The organism is Basfia succiniciproducens, assembly GCF_011455875.1.
Lineage (GTDB): Bacteria > Pseudomonadota > Gammaproteobacteria > Enterobacterales > Pasteurellaceae > Basfia > Basfia succiniciproducens.
On record NZ_CP015031.1, the window covers coordinates 1,902,406 to 1,918,801 of the forward strand.

The window sequence follows — 16,396 nt, forward strand, 5'->3', positions numbered from 1 at the left end:
ATGAGTTGTTGATCAAAATTTTCGTGCATATTACCCTAATGTTTCGCAAAAATACACGGTTTAAATTGAAAAAGATTTATAATGCACGGGTGATTGACTTCAATCCCATTCAAATAAGGAATAGTAAAGGAACAGATATGAGTGATGAAATAGAATTGAAGTTAGCCGTAAGCCCGCAGGCCGCTGATATTTTGATACAGGAAATAGCCCGATATCCTATTTTGGCGCAGAAGAAAACTTTTCTTGCCAATTGTTATTATGATAGTGCCGATTGTTACTTCGCTCATCAAAAAATGGGGCTGCGCGTACGCCGGGAAAACGATCGGTTTACGATGACGTTAAAGACGAACGGAAATGTTCTCGGCGGATTGCATATACGTCCGGAATATAATGTCGAACTTGAGTCGGATGCGCCCGATTTATCCAAACTTTCAATTTTTAATGAAACTTTGCCTAAATTACCCGCAGACTTACAAGTTCAACCGGTTTTCAACACGGATTTTGAACGTCATATTTGGTTGCTGGAAGGGGAAAACCGAGAACAAATAGAAGTCGCTTTAGATCGGGGCGAAATTAAGTCAGGTGAAAAAACGGAAATTATTTCAGAGTTGGAATTTGAATTAAAGCAAGGAAATGTTGCGGATTTATTATCCTTTGTTGCCGGGTTAAATTTAACCGATGGCGTACGTTTAAGCGCATTGAGCAAAGCGAAACGAGGTTATCAATTAGCTTATAATCAGGCTCGGGAACCCGTCGATTGGCTGGATAAGTGGCGCGACATTCTTAAATCGGAAGAAAATCACGGAAATTTGACCGCACAATTAAAGGCGTTATTCCATCATGAGCAGCAGCTGGTCGAAGAAACGATGGCATTAAAGGCGGATTATTTTGCACGGAATTTTCTCACTAGCGTAGAACGAATCGGTGCATTTTTTAATTTGTATCATCATTATATTGAGCAACCTAATTTATTAGGACGGATCGTTAACGAAAAATTGGCGCAAGGTAAGAATGTTGATGACTCGGTTATTAGCGAATTAACGGAAAGTAACAATTATTTATTTAATCAAATTCGGGATTTAATTCGTCTGCACAGCGAAACCAAAGATAACCTATTAGCGCTGACGAAATTAATCGCCTTGTTACATGAAGCCGGTTATGTTCGTCGTATGCTCAATTTAATTCGTTTAACTATGGAGTAACTCAAATGGCAAAAGCGCCGAAAACCGCTTATGTATGCAATGATTGCGGAGCCGAATATTCCCGCTGGCAGGGGCAATGTTCCGCCTGTAAAGCATGGAATACTATCAGCGAAGTCCGTTTGGTTTCAGCAAAACAGCCTGCTAACAGAAATGATCGCTTTAGCGGTTATGCGGGTGAAACTCAGGCAAAAATTCAAACCTTAGCGGAAATCAACCTACAGGAAACACCTCGTTTTTCAAGCGGATTTAAAGAATTGGATCGCGTATTAGGCGGCGGTATTGTACCCGGATCCGCTATTTTGATCGGCGGGCATCCGGGGGCCGGGAAATCAACTTTGCTGCTTCAAGTGATGTGCGGATTAGCCCGAAATATGACCGCACTTTATGTGACGGGAGAAGAATCCTTGCAACAGGTTGCAATGCGGGCGAACCGTTTAGGCTTGCCCACTGACCGTCTTCAAATGTTATCCGAAACATCGGTAGAGCAAATTTGTAGCCTGGCGGATCAGCTTAAACCGCAAATTCTGGTTATTGATTCCATCCAGGTTATGCATTTAGCGGATATTCAGTCTTCTCCCGGTTCGGTCGCCCAAGTACGGGAATGCGCATCGTTTCTCACCCGTTATGCCAAGACCCGTCAGGTTGCTATTATTATGGTCGGACATGTGACCAAAGACGGTACATTAGCCGGGCCAAAAGTATTGGAACACGCCATTGACTGTTCTTTATTATTAGAAGGTGAATCGGATTCTCGTTTCCGCACTTTACGCAGCCATAAAAACCGTTTTGGCGCGGTGAATGAACTCGGTGTTTTTGGTATGACGGAACAAGGGCTACGCGAAGTGAAAAATCCATCCGCAATTTTTTTGAGCCGCGGGGAAGAACAAACCCCCGGCAGCTCAGTTATGGTTTTGTGGGAGGGAACTCGTCCTTTACTGGTAGAAATTCAGGCGCTGGTGGATCATTCTATGCTGGCAAACCCAAGACGCGTTGCCGTCGGTTTGGAACAAAATCGTCTTGCATTACTGCTGGCGGTTTTGCATCGTCACGGCGGATTACAAATGGCGGATCAGGATGTCTTTGTGAATGTGGTCGGTGGAGTAAAAGTGACCGAAACCAGTGCGGATCTGGCCTTACTATTAGCGCTTATTTCCAGTTTTCGCAATCGTGCGTTACCGCAGGATTTGGTTGTTTTTGGCGAAGTCGGCTTGGCGGGGGAAATTCGCCCTGTACCGAGCGGTCAGGAACGTATATCCGAAGCGGCAAAACATGGTTTCAAACGAGCCATCGTTCCTTACGGTAATAAACCGAAAAGTGCGGTAGAAAATATGCAAGTTTTTACGGTTAAAAAACTTGCCGATGCCTTAGATATACTGGATAGTTTGGATTATTAACCTAAAAAGTAAAAAAGTGCGGTGAAAAATGCCGCACTTTTTTATTATCAAATCACTTGCTGAATTAATGCGGATATATCGTCAGGGAAAGATTGCGCCTGAGCCATTTCAAGAATCTGCTGTTTAGTATATTTTTCACCATTATAGACAACCACGATACTGGTATCGCCTTTTTGCAGATAATGAGATTCGCCGAATTCGGTATAGCGAGTCGCGCCAATACTAATGATCGCTTCCGTCGGATAGTCGGCAATAGCTAAAAGTTCGGCAATATTATTCATCGGACCTTGATCGGGTTGGTTGTTCATACGATCAACGATCCAATCCAATAATTTCGTATGAAAATAACTATAACCTAAAGCCGGGCTGTCCAGGCCATAAATTTCCGTTTTTTCTTCCCGTCGATGGAAACAGGCAATACGGTATTTATCAATTTCACCGCCTAATTCGAAAGAGGTTAGGGGAATTAATGTATCGGATAAACCTTTAGTTTCTGCGCCCCAGTTTTTCTTTTCACAGATTTTATTCGCATTGGGACGGCGGATGGAACAGTCATTATACGCACCGAAAGAATAAGGGATAAGTTTTACAACTTGGTTGTTCTGGTAGATAACATGACAAAGAATGGCAATTTCCGGCTCTATTTGTAAATTGTCACCGGAATTATCAGGAAAACGCAATTTATTCGAACTTAAAGGATAGACGGACAGAAATCCGGCCTTTTCCGAAGGTACATAAAAAGGAAAAATCGCTTTGGGTTGAACTGCCTCTTGAGTTTTTACCGCTAAAAAGTCGTTTGCTTCACCGGCTTGCTCCAAATGTCCGGCAAAATTTCCGGCAACACCGAAACCAATTGCATTTTTATAATTCATTTTTTATACCTATTTATGGTTCAATAAAAAATCACTTTACTCATAAATAAGGAGTAAAACAACTCATTTTGAATATTAAATAATCAGGTGGGAAATATTTTAAATTTTTTGACAAAAAAAGCTTGCAAAGGGAGTCGAAATCCCTATAATACGCCTCACACAACGACGCACCGTTGTGAAAACTAACAACAATCCGGTGCGTCGTTCTTTTTTGCTCTTTAACAACTTATCAGACAATCTGTGTGGGCACTTGAAAGATTCGTTTAAACAAAAAATTTAAACAAGACTTAGAGTGCTGAACAAAGTTAATTTAATTAATGATTTATAGTCAGTATTTTGAGTGATTGAACTTTTTAAATTGAAGAGTTTGATCATGGCTCAGATTGAACGCTGGCGGCAGGCTTAACACATGCAAGTCGAACGGTAGCGGGAGGAAAGCTTGCTTTCTTTGCCGACGAGTGGCGGACGGGTGAGTAATGCTTGGGGATCTGGCTTATGGAGGGGGATAACGACGGGAAACTGTCGCTAATACCGCGTAATATCTTCGGATTAAAGGGTGGGACTTTCGGGCCACCCGCCATAAGATGAGCCCAAGTGGGATTAGGTAGTTGGTGGGGTAAAGGCCTACCAAGCCGACGATCTCTAGCTGGTCTGAGAGGATGACCAGCCACACTGGAACTGAGACACGGTCCAGACTCCTACGGGAGGCAGCAGTGGGGAATATTGCACAATGGGGGGAACCCTGATGCAGCCATGCCGCGTGAATGAAGAAGGCCTTCGGGTTGTAAAGTTCTTTCGGTGACGAGGAAGGTGTTTGTTTTAATAGGACAAGCAATTGACGTTAATCACAGAAGAAGCACCGGCTAACTCCGTGCCAGCAGCCGCGGTAATACGGAGGGTGCGAGCGTTAATCGGAATAACTGGGCGTAAAGGGCATGCAGGCGGACTTTTAAGTGAGATGTGAAAGCCCCGGGCTTAACCTGGGAATTGCATTTCAGACTGGGAGTCTAGAGTACTTTAGGGAGGGGTAGAATTCCACGTGTAGCGGTGAAATGCGTAGAGATGTGGAGGAATACCGAAGGCGAAGGCAGCCCCTTGGGAAGATACTGACGCTCATATGCGAAAGCGTGGGGAGCAAACAGGATTAGATACCCTGGTAGTCCACGCGGTAAACGCTGTCGATTTGGGGATTGGGCTTTAGGCCTGGTGCTCGTAGCTAACGTGATAAATCGACCGCCTGGGGAGTACGGCCGCAAGGTTAAAACTCAAATGAATTGACGGGGGCCCGCACAAGCGGTGGAGCATGTGGTTTAATTCGATGCAACGCGAAGAACCTTACCTACTCTTGACATCCAGAGAATCCTGTAGAGATACGGGAGTGCCTTCGGGAGCTCTGAGACAGGTGCTGCATGGCTGTCGTCAGCTCGTGTTGTGAAATGTTGGGTTAAGTCCCGCAACGAGCGCAACCCTTATCCTTTGTTGCCAGCATGTAAAGATGGGAACTCAAAGGAGACTGCCGGTGACAAACCGGAGGAAGGTGGGGATGACGTCAAGTCATCATGGCCCTTACGAGTAGGGCTACACACGTGCTACAATGGTGCATACAGAGGGCGGCGATACCGCGAGGTAGAGCGAATCTCAGAAAGTGCATCGTAGTCCGGATTGGAGTCTGCAACTCGACTCCATGAAGTCGGAATCGCTAGTAATCGCAAATCAGAATGTTGCGGTGAATACGTTCCCGGGCCTTGTACACACCGCCCGTCACACCATGGGAGTGGGTTGTACCAGAAGTAGATAGCTTAACCTTCGGGGGGGCGTTTACCACGGTATGATTCATGACTGGGGTGAAGTCGTAACAAGGTAACCGTAGGGGAACCTGCGGTTGGATCACCTCCTTACTAAGTTTTAGGCGACTGGCAAGTGTTCACACAGATTGTTTGATAGAAAAAGAGAAGAAAACGACCGCACTTTTTTATTATCATCTAGGTCTGGTAATAAAAGGAGAAAAGCGCGGAACAAGCGAAGGCGTCGAGAGATCCGCTTTAACTGTTGTCCCCATCGTCTAGAGGCCTAGGACATCGCCCTTTCACGGCGGTAACCGGGGTTCGAATCCCCGTGGGGACGCCATTTAAAGATGATTTTTATTGTCTTTTTGTTCTTTAAAAAATTGGAAACAAGCTGAAAAACTGAGAGATTTTCTGAAAAGAAAGTCTGAGTATAAAAAAATCTTGGCCGAGCAAAAGCGGTCAAGTGTTTAGTAATAACGAACGACACAGGTATAAGAATACTTGAGGTTGTATGGTTAAGTGACTAAGCGTACAAGGTGGATGCCTTGGCAATCAGAGGCGAAGAAGGACGTGCTAATCTGCGAAAAGCTTGGGTGAGTTGATAAGAAGCGTCTAACCCAAGATATCCGAATGGGGAAACCCAGTAGATGAAGAATCTACTATCAATAACCGAATCCATAGGTTATTGAGGCAAACCGGGAGAACTGAAACATCTAAGTACCCCGAGGAAAAGAAATCAACCGAGATTACGTAAGTAGCGGCGAGCGAAAGCGTAAGAGCCTGCAAGTGATAGCATGAGGATTAGAGGAACCGGCTGGGAAGCCGGGCGGCACAGGGTGATAGCCCCGTACTTGAAAATCATTGTGTGGTACTGAGCTTGCGAGAAGTAGGGCGGGACACGAGAAATCCTGTTTGAAGAAGGGGGGACCATCCTCCAAGGCTAAATACTCCTGATTGACCGATAGTGAACCAGTACTGTGAAGGAAAGGCGAAAAGAACCCCGGTGAGGGGAGTGAAATAGAACCTGAAACCTTGTACGTACAAGCAGTGGGAGCCCGCGAGGGTGACTGCGTACCTTTTGTATAATGGGTCAGCGACTTATATTATGTAGCGAGGTTAACCGAATAGGGGAGCCGAAGGGAAACCGAGTCTTAACTGGGCGTCGAGTTGCATGATATAGACCCGAAACCCGGTGATCTAGCCATGGGCAGGTTGAAGGTTGGGTAACACTAACTGGAGGACCGAACCGACTAATGTTGAAAAATTAGCGGATGACCTGTGGCTGGGGGTGAAAGGCCAATCAAACCGGGAGATAGCTGGTTCTCCCCGAAATCTATTTAGGTAGAGCCTTATGTGAATACCTTCGGGGGTAGAGCACTGTTTCGGCTAGGGGGCCATCCCGGCTTACCAACCCGATGCAAACTGCGAATACCGAAGAGTAATGCATAGGAGACACACGGCGGGTGCTAACGTTCGTCGTGGAGAGGGAAACAACCCAGACCGCCAGCTAAGGTCCCAAAGTTTATATTAAGTGGGAAACGAAGTGGGAAGGCTTAGACAGCTAGGATGTTGGCTTAGAAGCAGCCATCATTTAAAGAAAGCGTAATAGCTCACTAGTCGAGTCGGCCTGCGCGGAAGATGTAACGGGGCTCAAATATAGCACCGAAGCTGCGGCATCAGTGGAAACACTGTTGGGTAGGGGAGCGTCGTGTAAGCGGAAGAAGGTGGTTCGAGAGGGCTGCTGGACGTATCACGAGTGCGAATGCTGACATAAGTAACGATAAAACGGGTGAAAAACCCGTTCGCCGGAAGACCAAGGGTTCCTGTCCAACGTTAATCGGGGCAGGGTGAGTCGGCCCCTAAGGCGAGGCTGAAGAGCGTAGTCGATGGGAAACGGGTTAATATTCCCGTACTTGTTATAATTGCGATGTGGGGACGGAGTAGGTTAGGTTATCGACCTGTTGGAAATGGTCGTTTAAGTTGGTAGGTGGAGCGTTTAGGCAAATCCGGACGCTTATCAACACCGAGAGATGATGACGAGGCGCTAAGGTGCCGAAGTAACCGATACCACACTTCCAGGAAAAGCCACTAAGCGTCAGATTATAATAAACCGTACTATAAACCGACACAGGTGGTCAGGTAGAGAATACTCAGGCGCTTGAGAGAACTCGGGTGAAGGAACTAGGCAAAATAGCACCGTAACTTCGGGAGAAGGTGCGCCGGCGTAGATTGTAGAGGTATACCCTTGAAGGTTGAACCGGTCGAAGATACCAGCTGGCTGCAACTGTTTATTAAAAACACAGCACTCTGCAAACACGAAAGTGGACGTATAGGGTGTGATGCCTGCCCGGTGCTGGAAGGTTAATTGATGGCGTTATCGCAAGAGAAGCGCCTGATCGAAGCCCCAGTAAACGGCGGCCGTAACTATAACGGTCCTAAGGTAGCGAAATTCCTTGTCGGGTAAGTTCCGACCTGCACGAATGGCATAATGATGGCCAGGCTGTCTCCACCCGAGACTCAGTGAAATTGAAATCGCCGTGAAGATGCGGTGTACCCGCGGCTAGACGGAAAGACCCCGTGAACCTTTACTATAGCTTGACACTGAACCTTGAATTTTGATGTGTAGGATAGGTGGGAGGCTTTGAAGCGGTAACGCCAGTTATCGTGGAGCCATCCTTGAAATACCACCCTTTAACGTTTGATGTTCTAACGAAGTGCCTGGAACGGGTACTCGGACAGTGTCTGGTGGGTAGTTTGACTGGGGCGGTCTCCTCCCAAAGAGTAACGGAGGAGCACGAAGGTTTGCTAATGACGGTCGGACATCGTCAGGTTAGTGCAATGGTATAAGCAAGCTTAACTGCGAGACGGACAAGTCGAGCAGGTGCGAAAGCAGGTCATAGTGATCCGGTGGTTCTGAATGGAAGGGCCATCGCTCAACGGATAAAAGGTACTCCGGGGATAACAGGCTGATACCGCCCAAGAGTTCATATCGACGGCGGTGTTTGGCACCTCGATGTCGGCTCATCACATCCTGGGGCTGAAGTAGGTCCCAAGGGTATGGCTGTTCGCCATTTAAAGTGGTACGCGAGCTGGGTTTAAAACGTCGTGAGACAGTTTGGTCCCTATCTGCCGTGGGCGTTGGAGAATTGAGAGGGACTGCTCCTAGTACGAGAGGACCGGAGTGGACGCATCACTGGTGTTCCGGTTGTGTCGCCAGACGCATTGCCGGGTAGCTACATGCGGAAGAGATAAGTGCTGAAAGCATCTAAGCACGAAACTTGCCTCGAGATGAGTTCTCCCAGTATTTAATACTGTAAGGGTTGTTGGAGACGACGACGTAGATAGGCCGGGTGTGTAAGCGTTGCGAGACGTTGAGCTAACCGGTACTAATTGCCCGAGAGGCTTAGCCATACAACGCTCAAGTGTTTTTGGTAGTGAAAGTTATTACGGAATAAGTAAGTAGTCAGGGAATCGGCTTGTTTTTAATTTTAGAGAATAGAAGAGTAGAAGACTAGAAGTAGGCTAGTGATAGCGGAGAGAAGAATCCGCGGTCAGTATCTGAAACGGAATTATCCTGGCGGCGATAGTGCAGTGGTCCCACCTGAATCCATGCCGAACTCAGAAGTGAAACGCTGTTATGCCGATGGTAGTGTGGGGTATCCCCATGTGAGAGTAGGTCACCGCCAGGTTGTTATGAAGAGAGGCCCCCATCGAGAGATGAGGGCTTTTTTTTGTGCTTGTGCTCACACCCATACCTACTAACTGAACCGGCGCGTCATCACCGCCATTGACGCGCGTAGGCGCAAAACTGTAGGAAAATTTACCGCACTCTTCGTTAAATAATATTTTTAGTCATCCAAATTATAATTATGCCCTTGAAGCGTCCTTTTTATCTATAATTTCTTTTAGTTATGTTTAAATGCCTATATTGATTGTAAAAGTTAAGTTTTTCGTGAACTCGATCACGGTTCCGGAAAAATTTTCTATAAAAATGATCATAGAAAATTGATACTGAACAAGTAACAATGAAAGGAGGAGATATGAGCGCTATAAAAGATAGATTAAAAGATATTGATTGTGCATTATCTGATTTAGAGCGGGAACGAAAAGAAATTTTGCTCGATGCCGGTGCGCCTGAAATTATCGGTTTAAAGGATGATATTAATGCTTTAACTGTCAGCCTGGAATATATTGATGATGAAATATTACCGCTATTACAGCAGCTGTCTATTGATCCCGATGCGTATAAATACCTATCGGAGGATATAAAGTTATCCCTTTTGAGAGATTTACCGGAGTCTGTGTCAGCCATTAAAGCCATTATTGACAAGCTTACCCCCGTTAAGCATTGTATTGAGTCTTTTAATCATCAGAACGATATCGGCTTTTAGATAAAACGCCCCTGTTTAATTCCAGGGGCGGAGGCAATATAAGGAAATATCCGAGAATACCTGGCTCTAGATAGATGTATTGTTTTACCAAAAGTGAGTTGTGATAAAAATAACGGGAAAATTTGTCGCTAGAATAGTTTTTATAGATGGCAAAAATAAACAAAAAACAACCGCACTTTTTATTAAGCGGTATTATGACAGCTGGATAAAAATACTCAGTTGCAAAGTATAGGAAAGGTTATAGAATAGGGAGAGTAAATCCTACTTTATCCTTAAACTAATCAGTGCATAATAATGAACAATTTTTTCCTCAATACCCAATCTTTTCTGCAACTCTTCTTGCAATCCGCACAATTTATGATTTTGTTAAAAATCTCTATTGCTATGTGTCTTGGGGCATTTATTGGTTTGGAACGGGAACTGAAACATAAACCCGTCGGTGTAAAAACCTGTGTAATCATTTCTATTACCACCTGCATTCTGACTATCGTATCCATTCAATCTGCGGAATATTATGCGGAAGTTTCAAATAATATTCGTACCGATCCCATGCGGTTGGCGGCTCAGGTTATCAGTGGTATCGGTTTTCTCGGTGCCGGGGTGATTTTGCGTAAAAATAACGATGCAATTTCGGGATTAACCACTGCGGCAATAATTTGGGCGGCTGCGGGAATTGGTATTGCAACGGGCGCCGGCTTTTTCTTTGATGCCATTATTGCGACATTGATGATTTTAGTGGCGATTCGTTTAAGTCCTTATGTGATGAAATTAGCCCATCACCGTCGCCAGGAAAAAGATATTGAAGTGAGCTTTACGTTTCATTTAGCCTCAATTCAGGCAATTGGAAACATCACCGAATTATTTATGAGTCATCAATGTAAAATTGAAGATATAGCCATTAAGGATTTATATAACGGTGAAGTTAATTTAACATTCCAATGCGATATTGAAGACCATAATATGCTGAGAGACGTATATTTGCATTCCAAAGCGCTTCCCGATGTGCTTGCCGTGCATTTAGAAACCGCCTGATCAAAAACATCCCCGCATGAATCGGGGATGTTTGTTATTTGAAGTCCGTGAAAAATTTACTGATTCGTTGAATTGCCCGAGCCCTTAATGCATCACGCTCAAACAGAATTTCATGTTTTGCATTTTGTATTTCTTCCACTTGAACATGTTGAAAAAGTGCGGTTAATTTTTGTAGATTTTTATTATTTACGATTTTCTCTTTATCGGAATGCAAAATTAAAATAGGTATTTCAATGCGGGGAATAATTTTAGGCAGACCTTTTATCGCGTTTAAGCATAAATGAACCCAACGGAATGTCGGTCCGCCAAGATGAATTGCCGGATGATTGCGATTAATTCTGTTCATCCATTTCATGCGGGTTTTGCAGAAACTGAGTTCGTTATTATTTAAATTAGCCGGCTTATAGCCTTCTTTTCCCGGTACATAACGTTTTCCTTGTCCGAATAGTATCATCAAATTAATGATAATTTGATCGATAAACGGGCGATGTAACTGTAAACCGTAAAAAGGTGCGGATAACACGGCACTTTTTATATGGTGATCATAGTTAGCAAGATAATAGGTGCTGATTAACGCCCCTAATGAATGAGCCACTAGGTGGCAGGAGCTGTATTGACGATAGGAATAAGCTTCATCGATAACCGCCGCCATATCGTCCGTATAATAGCGGAATTCATCAATGTAACCTTTATCTCTATTTTTTAATAGCCGATCGGAATAGCCTTGCCCTCGATGATCGAAACTCAGCACATCATAACCCTGGTGATAAAAATCATAAGCCACTTCAGTCCATTTCAGCAAATTTTCCGCACGTCCGTTTACTAACACCAATAACCTGTCATTACCGTCATGTTCATGTTTAAAATGGCGATAAGCGATTTTTATGTTGTTTTTGCCCTTGATATAATTCAGCGGACAGCGTTCCGCAAAGGGAAGCAGTTCGGTTAATGCAAAATTGCTAAATTTAGGTTCTCTGTTTAGCATGATCTTCCTACGGGTTGAGCTGATTTGGTATGAAAATAAATCTGATGAATTTAAATGTTAACATGAATCGCGCTATTTTGTTTTTTAGCGGAGATCTTGATTATTATAAAACAAAAAGTGCGGTATTTTTTACCGCACTTTGCTGTTCAGATGAGTAACAAATTAGGCTACTAACTGTTTTAAGATTCGACGTACGGGTTCCGCTGCGCCCCATAATAATTGATCGCCCACGGTGAAGGCAGCCAAATATTCCGGCCCCATCGCCAATTTGCGTAAACGCCCCACCGGTACGCTTAATGTACCTGTTACTTTAGCCGGAGTTAATTCGCGCAATGTGGTTTCTTTATCGTTCGGAATTACTTTCACCCATTCGTTATGAGAAGCCAGAATTTGTTCGATTTCTTCTAACGGAACGTCTTTTTTAAGTTTGATGGTGAATGCCTGACTGTGGCAACGTAATGCACCGATACGCACGCATAAACCGTCCACCGGAATCGGGTTGTCGCTTAATCCCAGAATTTTGTTGGTTTCCGCATAGCCTTTCCATTCTTCTTTGGTTTGACCGCTCGGCAACAATTTGTCGATCCAAGGAATTAAGCTGCCCGCTAATGCGGCGCCGAAGTTATCTGTCGGGAAACTATCCGCGCGCATTTCGGCGGTAACTTTGCGTTCAATGTCTAAAATGGAAGAGGCCGGATTTGCTAATTCCTCGCTGACGGATTTTTCCAACAAGCCCATTTGTGAAACAAGTTCGCGCATATTTTTGGCACCGGCACCGGAAGCGGCCTGATAAGTCGCTACTGAAATCCATTCCACCAAATCACGTTCGAATAAGCCGCCTAGGGCCATTAACATAAGGCTAACTGTACAGTTACCGCCGACAAAGGTTTTTATACCGTTTTTTAAGCCGTCGGCAATTACGTGTTGGTTTACCGGGTCTAATACAATGATGGCGTCTTTTTCCATGCGCAATGCGGAAGCGGCGTCCACCCAATAACCGTCCCAACCGGTGGCTTTCAGTTTCGGATACACTTCATTAGTATAATCGCCACCCTGACAAGTGACGATAATATCCAATTTTTTTAATTCTTCGATATCAAAGGCGTCTTTCAAATTACCCGCCTCTTTACCGCCGAATACCGGCGCTTTTTGCCCTGCTTGAGAAGTGGTAAAGAAAACCGGATTAAGATTTGCGAAATCCTGTTCCTGTTGCATACGATCCATTAATACTGAACCGACCATACCGCGCCATCCGATAAAACCAACGTTTTTCATGTTTCATTCCTTAATAGTTAAAAGTGTGTTTGAATTTGTTCGAGTAGTTCTAATTAATTACAAGATAGTCTGAACAAAATCAAGTTTTTTATAAAAAAAATGACAAAATTATTATTTTTGTCATTTTTTACTAAATAAATTTATAATTAACCCGCTTTATGATCCAGCATTTTGATATGACGTGTTGCGGAAATCCATGCGGAGATATAACCGACAATAGCGCAAATAATCAATAAAAATAACACTTCGCCGATCTCTAATCCGTTGAGGGAAAATTTAACGGCAAAGACATCCGTAACATATTGCACCGCACTGGCAAAATAACCGATAAGCAGGCTGCTGAAGAAACAGGCAAAGAAACCGCCGAAGAAGCCGTAAATAATGCCGGTGTAAAGATATGGTCGCAGAATAAACTGGTCTGTTGCGCCTAATAATTTCATTACCGAAATATTAGCCTGACTGCTGTAAACGTCCGAACGAATACTGTTTCCGATCACCAGGAAAACGGCAAGGGTCATTAAAACGGCGCAGAATACGGAGATGTGACCGATTAACCAGGTCAGCGCAGTGAATTTTTCCATCCAGTCGTTATCTAAACGTACTTCCTGAACGCCCTTGATTTTATTTAAATTCGCCCGTAAATCTTCACGTTTTTTTGAATCCTGATATTCAGGAGCTGGCTGAATCATCACCACTGCCGGTAACGGATTATCGTCTAAAATATCCAGTTCTTCACTGAAACCGGACCAGTTTCGGAAATCATTTAAACTTTGTTGGCGGGACACATAATTTAAACTGTCGATACCTTCCACCTGGCGGATTTTTTCTACCACCGCATTAGCGTCTTCTTCGCTTAAATTTTTATGTAAGTAAACGGTAATATCGCTTTCCGGATAAAATTGTGTTGATGCAATATGCGTATTTTTCCATAGCAAAAAGCTGACGGTCGGAATCGTCAGAGACACGGCAATTACCAAGATTGTCAGTATCGTACCATATTTACGTTTTACTAAATCCGCCCATACATGGCGCAACACATACTGCATTTGAACCCAAAAGGGCGCACTATTTTTTGAACTCATAATAATCGTCCTTAACGTAAATGCCCTTGCTCTAACACGAGACAAGGTTTGGGTTTTTGTTGAATTAAGCCTAAATTATGGGTGGCGATTAACACCGTCATACCGAGTTTATTGAATTCCTCAAATAAATTGAAAATATCCATGGAAAGTTTGTCATCCAGATTACCGGTAGGTTCATCGGCTAATAATAATTGCGGTTTATGTACAACCGCACGGGCAATGTCTACCCGTTGCTGTTCGCCGCCGGATAAATGAACCGGTAAATAATTGGCGCGATCCCGTAGCCCTACGCGATCTAGGGCGGCTAATGCGTATTTTTCCGCATCTTTAGGGTGAAAACCGGTAATAATTAACGGCAAGGCGACGTTATCGACCACCGAACGTTCCGGCAATAAACGATAATCCTGATGAACCATACCTATTTGACGGCGTAAGAAAGGAATTTCATAAGGCGAGAGGCGGGTAATATCATGGCCGTTGAACCAAATTTGTCCGCCATTGGCACGTTCCATGCCCATAATTAATTTTAATAAGGTGCTTTTCCCGGCACCTGAATGTCCCGTTAAATAAGTCATACTGCCTACCGGTAGATGGAAAGTCAGCCCTTGCAGAGCCGGCTTGCCGCCGAGATAGGCTTTGCTGACGTTTGCAAAACGTATCATATTTTCTTCTCTATTCGTATATCACTGATAAATCTGAACAATTATAACGGATATTTTTTAGTCTTGTTACGTCTTTATGCCCGATTTAACGGAAATACTGCCGGAGAAGTCAAAATTTACGAATTTTAAACCGCACTTTATTGCATAAAATCCAGCGCTTTAATCTGTTCCGTGCCAATATAACAGGATTGTTCAATGGCTTTTAACGACATTTCCGCCGCATTCCGACCTAGATTGGTTTTGATGGATTGATAACTTGAATTTACCGAATCCTGATATTTTTCACGTAACGTATAGCGATCCGCCAGAATATAATCGCGCATATCTTCGCCAAGTAATGTTTCCGGAATAATCTTTTTGGTATCGACAGATAATTTCGCATATTCGTTAATAAAATCCTCACAGGTTTTTGGCAATGGCACTTGAGCGGTGCAGGCTGACAGCAAAACTGCGGTCAAAATCGGGCTGATTTTTTTATAATTATTATTCATGATTGAACTTAACGGTGAATAAATTTAATTGATTGAGAGGATGCGAATCATAACAAGTTTAACGGCGTTAGACTATAGGCGGGAATTATCTTTATTGGATAATTTAAATGACGGTAGCGTTAACTGTAAAATCAGCCATAAAAAAACGACCGGGGATAGATCCGGCCGTTTAATAATTTCGTTTAAATTAGAATTTTGCAACAAATTCCGCATAACCGTCGATAAATTGTTGCAGCATTTGTTTTACCGCATCAATGGTGATTTCGCCGTTTTGGTCGAATACGCCGTTAAACAAACCGCCAACGCAGGCATTTTGTTGATAAACCGGCATACCGATAAATGAACCTGACGCAATAGTGCGAAGTTGATCGGCAACACGCACACCACCCGCCATACCTGCCGCCACAGTCACGATACCAGCCGGTTTACCGAACCATTTGCTTTGCCCCATTGGGCGGGAAACTACGTCAATAGCGTTTTTCAGCATAGCCGAAATGGCACCGTTATGTTCCGGGCTCACTAAAATCACGCCGTCGGCATTGGCGATCTGTTCGCGTACACGGGTATATTGAGCCGGGCTGTTTTCGTCTAAATCACGATCATAAAGCGGAAGATCGGCGATTTCCACGATATTTAACTGAATTGAAGCGGGCGCCATTTTTTGTAAATGAGAAACCACCAATTTACTGAATGAAGTCGTACTGCCGCTACCGATTAATACTGCAATTTGTTTAGTCATAATATTATCCTGTTGAGTTATTAGTAAATAATGGCGGGTATTTTAGCTTATCCTACTAAAAATAAAATCTGTTTTTTTATTAAAAAACTATCAATTAATAGTAAATAATTAATCAAATTTTAATTAGATCTATTTCGTTAAAAGAAATAAACCGCAACAAAAGTGCGGTCTGTTTTATTTGCTTTACCTGCTCTTTCGGATGATGTAGCCATCAAACGTAAGCATTTTTGCGCAATTTAATGCTTAATTCGCTTTTGGCTGATTTTTATTAGCCGGGCGTTCGAAGCCTTTTTTCAGCATACAGGCGTCAAAATCTTCGCGGGTCGAATTTGAAGTCATCGCTTGTTGGCAGGCTTTTAATGCCTCTTCAATTTGCATATTGCCTTCTTGCGGTTTAGAACGGCCGTTTGGCATGGAGCAAGCCGCTAATATCGTTGTTATTACACAAATAGTCAGTAATTTTTTCATCATAAAACCTCTTTTA

General features: G+C 43.7%; 12 protein-coding genes, 1 tRNA gene and 3 rRNA genes. 8 read left to right on the plus strand and 8 right to left on the minus strand.

The annotated features are described in order from the left end of the window. Positions 1-137: 137 nt before the first annotated feature. On the plus strand, positions 138-1,202 hold the full coding sequence (locus A4G13_RS08875) for a CYTH domain-containing protein (protein ID WP_090655993.1): 1,065 nt from the start codon (positions 138-140) through the stop codon (positions 1,200-1,202). A gap of 5 nt (positions 1,203-1,207) precedes the next feature. Next, positions 1,208-2,596 (plus strand): DNA repair protein RadA, encoded by a 1,389-nt coding sequence (radA, locus tag A4G13_RS08880; protein WP_090655991.1) that lies wholly within the window; start codon positions 1,208-1,210, stop codon positions 2,594-2,596. A 47-nt stretch (positions 2,597-2,643) separates the two neighbouring features. On the opposite strand, the gene A4G13_RS08885 is transcribed toward radA, so the two are convergent. Then, complete coding sequence (locus A4G13_RS08885; RefSeq protein ID WP_090655989.1) at positions 2,644-3,468, minus strand: DUF5718 family protein; 825 nt, start codon at positions 3,466-3,468, stop codon at positions 2,644-2,646. A gap of 355 nt (positions 3,469-3,823) precedes the next feature. On the opposite strand from A4G13_RS08885, the gene A4G13_RS08890 reads away from it, so the two are divergent. The 6 genes from A4G13_RS08890 (at position 3,824) to A4G13_RS08915 (ending at position 10,678) form a co-directional block, all read left to right on the plus strand. Continuing rightward, a 16S ribosomal RNA gene (locus A4G13_RS08890) occupies positions 3,824-5,366 on the plus strand. A 153-nt stretch (positions 5,367-5,519) separates the two neighbouring features. Next, positions 5,520-5,595, plus strand: a tRNA-Glu gene (locus A4G13_RS08895). Positions 5,596-5,768: 173 nt separating this feature from the next. Further along, positions 5,769-8,666: ribosomal RNA gene (locus A4G13_RS08900) — 23S ribosomal RNA — on the plus strand. A gap of 162 nt (positions 8,667-8,828) precedes the next feature. After that, a 5S ribosomal RNA gene (gene rrf / locus A4G13_RS08905) occupies positions 8,829-8,944 on the plus strand. The 16S, 23S and 5S rRNA genes sit together here with 1 tRNA gene alongside, the layout of an rRNA operon. Before the next feature lie 351 nt (positions 8,945-9,295). After that, on the plus strand, positions 9,296-9,646 hold the full coding sequence (locus A4G13_RS08910) for a hypothetical protein (protein ID WP_090655267.1): 351 nt from the start codon (positions 9,296-9,298) through the stop codon (positions 9,644-9,646). A 294-nt stretch (positions 9,647-9,940) separates the two neighbouring features. After that, complete coding sequence (locus tag A4G13_RS08915; RefSeq protein ID WP_424945106.1) at positions 9,941-10,678, plus strand: MgtC/SapB family protein; 738 nt, start codon at positions 9,941-9,943, stop codon at positions 10,676-10,678. A 34-nt stretch (positions 10,679-10,712) separates the two neighbouring features. Here A4G13_RS08915 and A4G13_RS08920 read toward each other — a convergent pair whose 3' ends face one another. The 7 genes from A4G13_RS08920 to A4G13_RS08950 form a co-directional block, all read right to left on the minus strand. After that, entirely contained in the window at positions 10,713-11,663 is a 951-nt protein-coding gene (locus tag A4G13_RS08920) for an alpha/beta fold hydrolase (protein ID WP_090655270.1), read from the minus strand. Between the two features lie 162 nt (positions 11,664-11,825). Next, the gene (gene asd, locus A4G13_RS08925; RefSeq protein ID WP_011199190.1) at positions 11,826-12,938 is read right to left on the minus strand and encodes an aspartate-semialdehyde dehydrogenase; all 1,113 of its coding nucleotides are present in this window, start codon (positions 12,936-12,938) and stop codon (positions 11,826-11,828) included. A 146-nt stretch (positions 12,939-13,084) separates the two neighbouring features. Further along, positions 13,085-14,020 (minus strand): permease-like cell division protein FtsX, encoded by a 936-nt coding sequence (gene ftsX / locus A4G13_RS08930; RefSeq protein WP_011199191.1) that lies wholly within the window; start codon positions 14,018-14,020, stop codon positions 13,085-13,087. A gap of 11 nt (positions 14,021-14,031) precedes the next feature. Then, positions 14,032-14,682: a cell division ATP-binding protein FtsE gene (gene ftsE, locus A4G13_RS08935; protein WP_011199192.1), complete on the minus strand. Its 651-nt coding sequence runs from the start codon at positions 14,680-14,682 to the stop codon at positions 14,032-14,034. 137 nt (positions 14,683-14,819) lie between these two features. Next, positions 14,820-15,173 (minus strand): hypothetical protein, encoded by a 354-nt coding sequence (locus tag A4G13_RS08940; RefSeq protein WP_011199193.1) that lies wholly within the window; start codon positions 15,171-15,173, stop codon positions 14,820-14,822. A gap of 187 nt (positions 15,174-15,360) precedes the next feature. Beyond that, complete coding sequence (locus A4G13_RS08945; protein WP_011199195.1) at positions 15,361-15,912, minus strand: NADPH-dependent FMN reductase; 552 nt, start codon at positions 15,910-15,912, stop codon at positions 15,361-15,363. A 243-nt stretch (positions 15,913-16,155) separates the two neighbouring features. Beyond that, a complete protein-coding gene (locus A4G13_RS08950; RefSeq protein WP_041639418.1) occupies positions 16,156-16,383 on the minus strand; it encodes a hypothetical protein in 228 nt (75 codons plus the stop codon). Between the last annotated feature and the right edge of the window lie 13 nt (positions 16,384-16,396).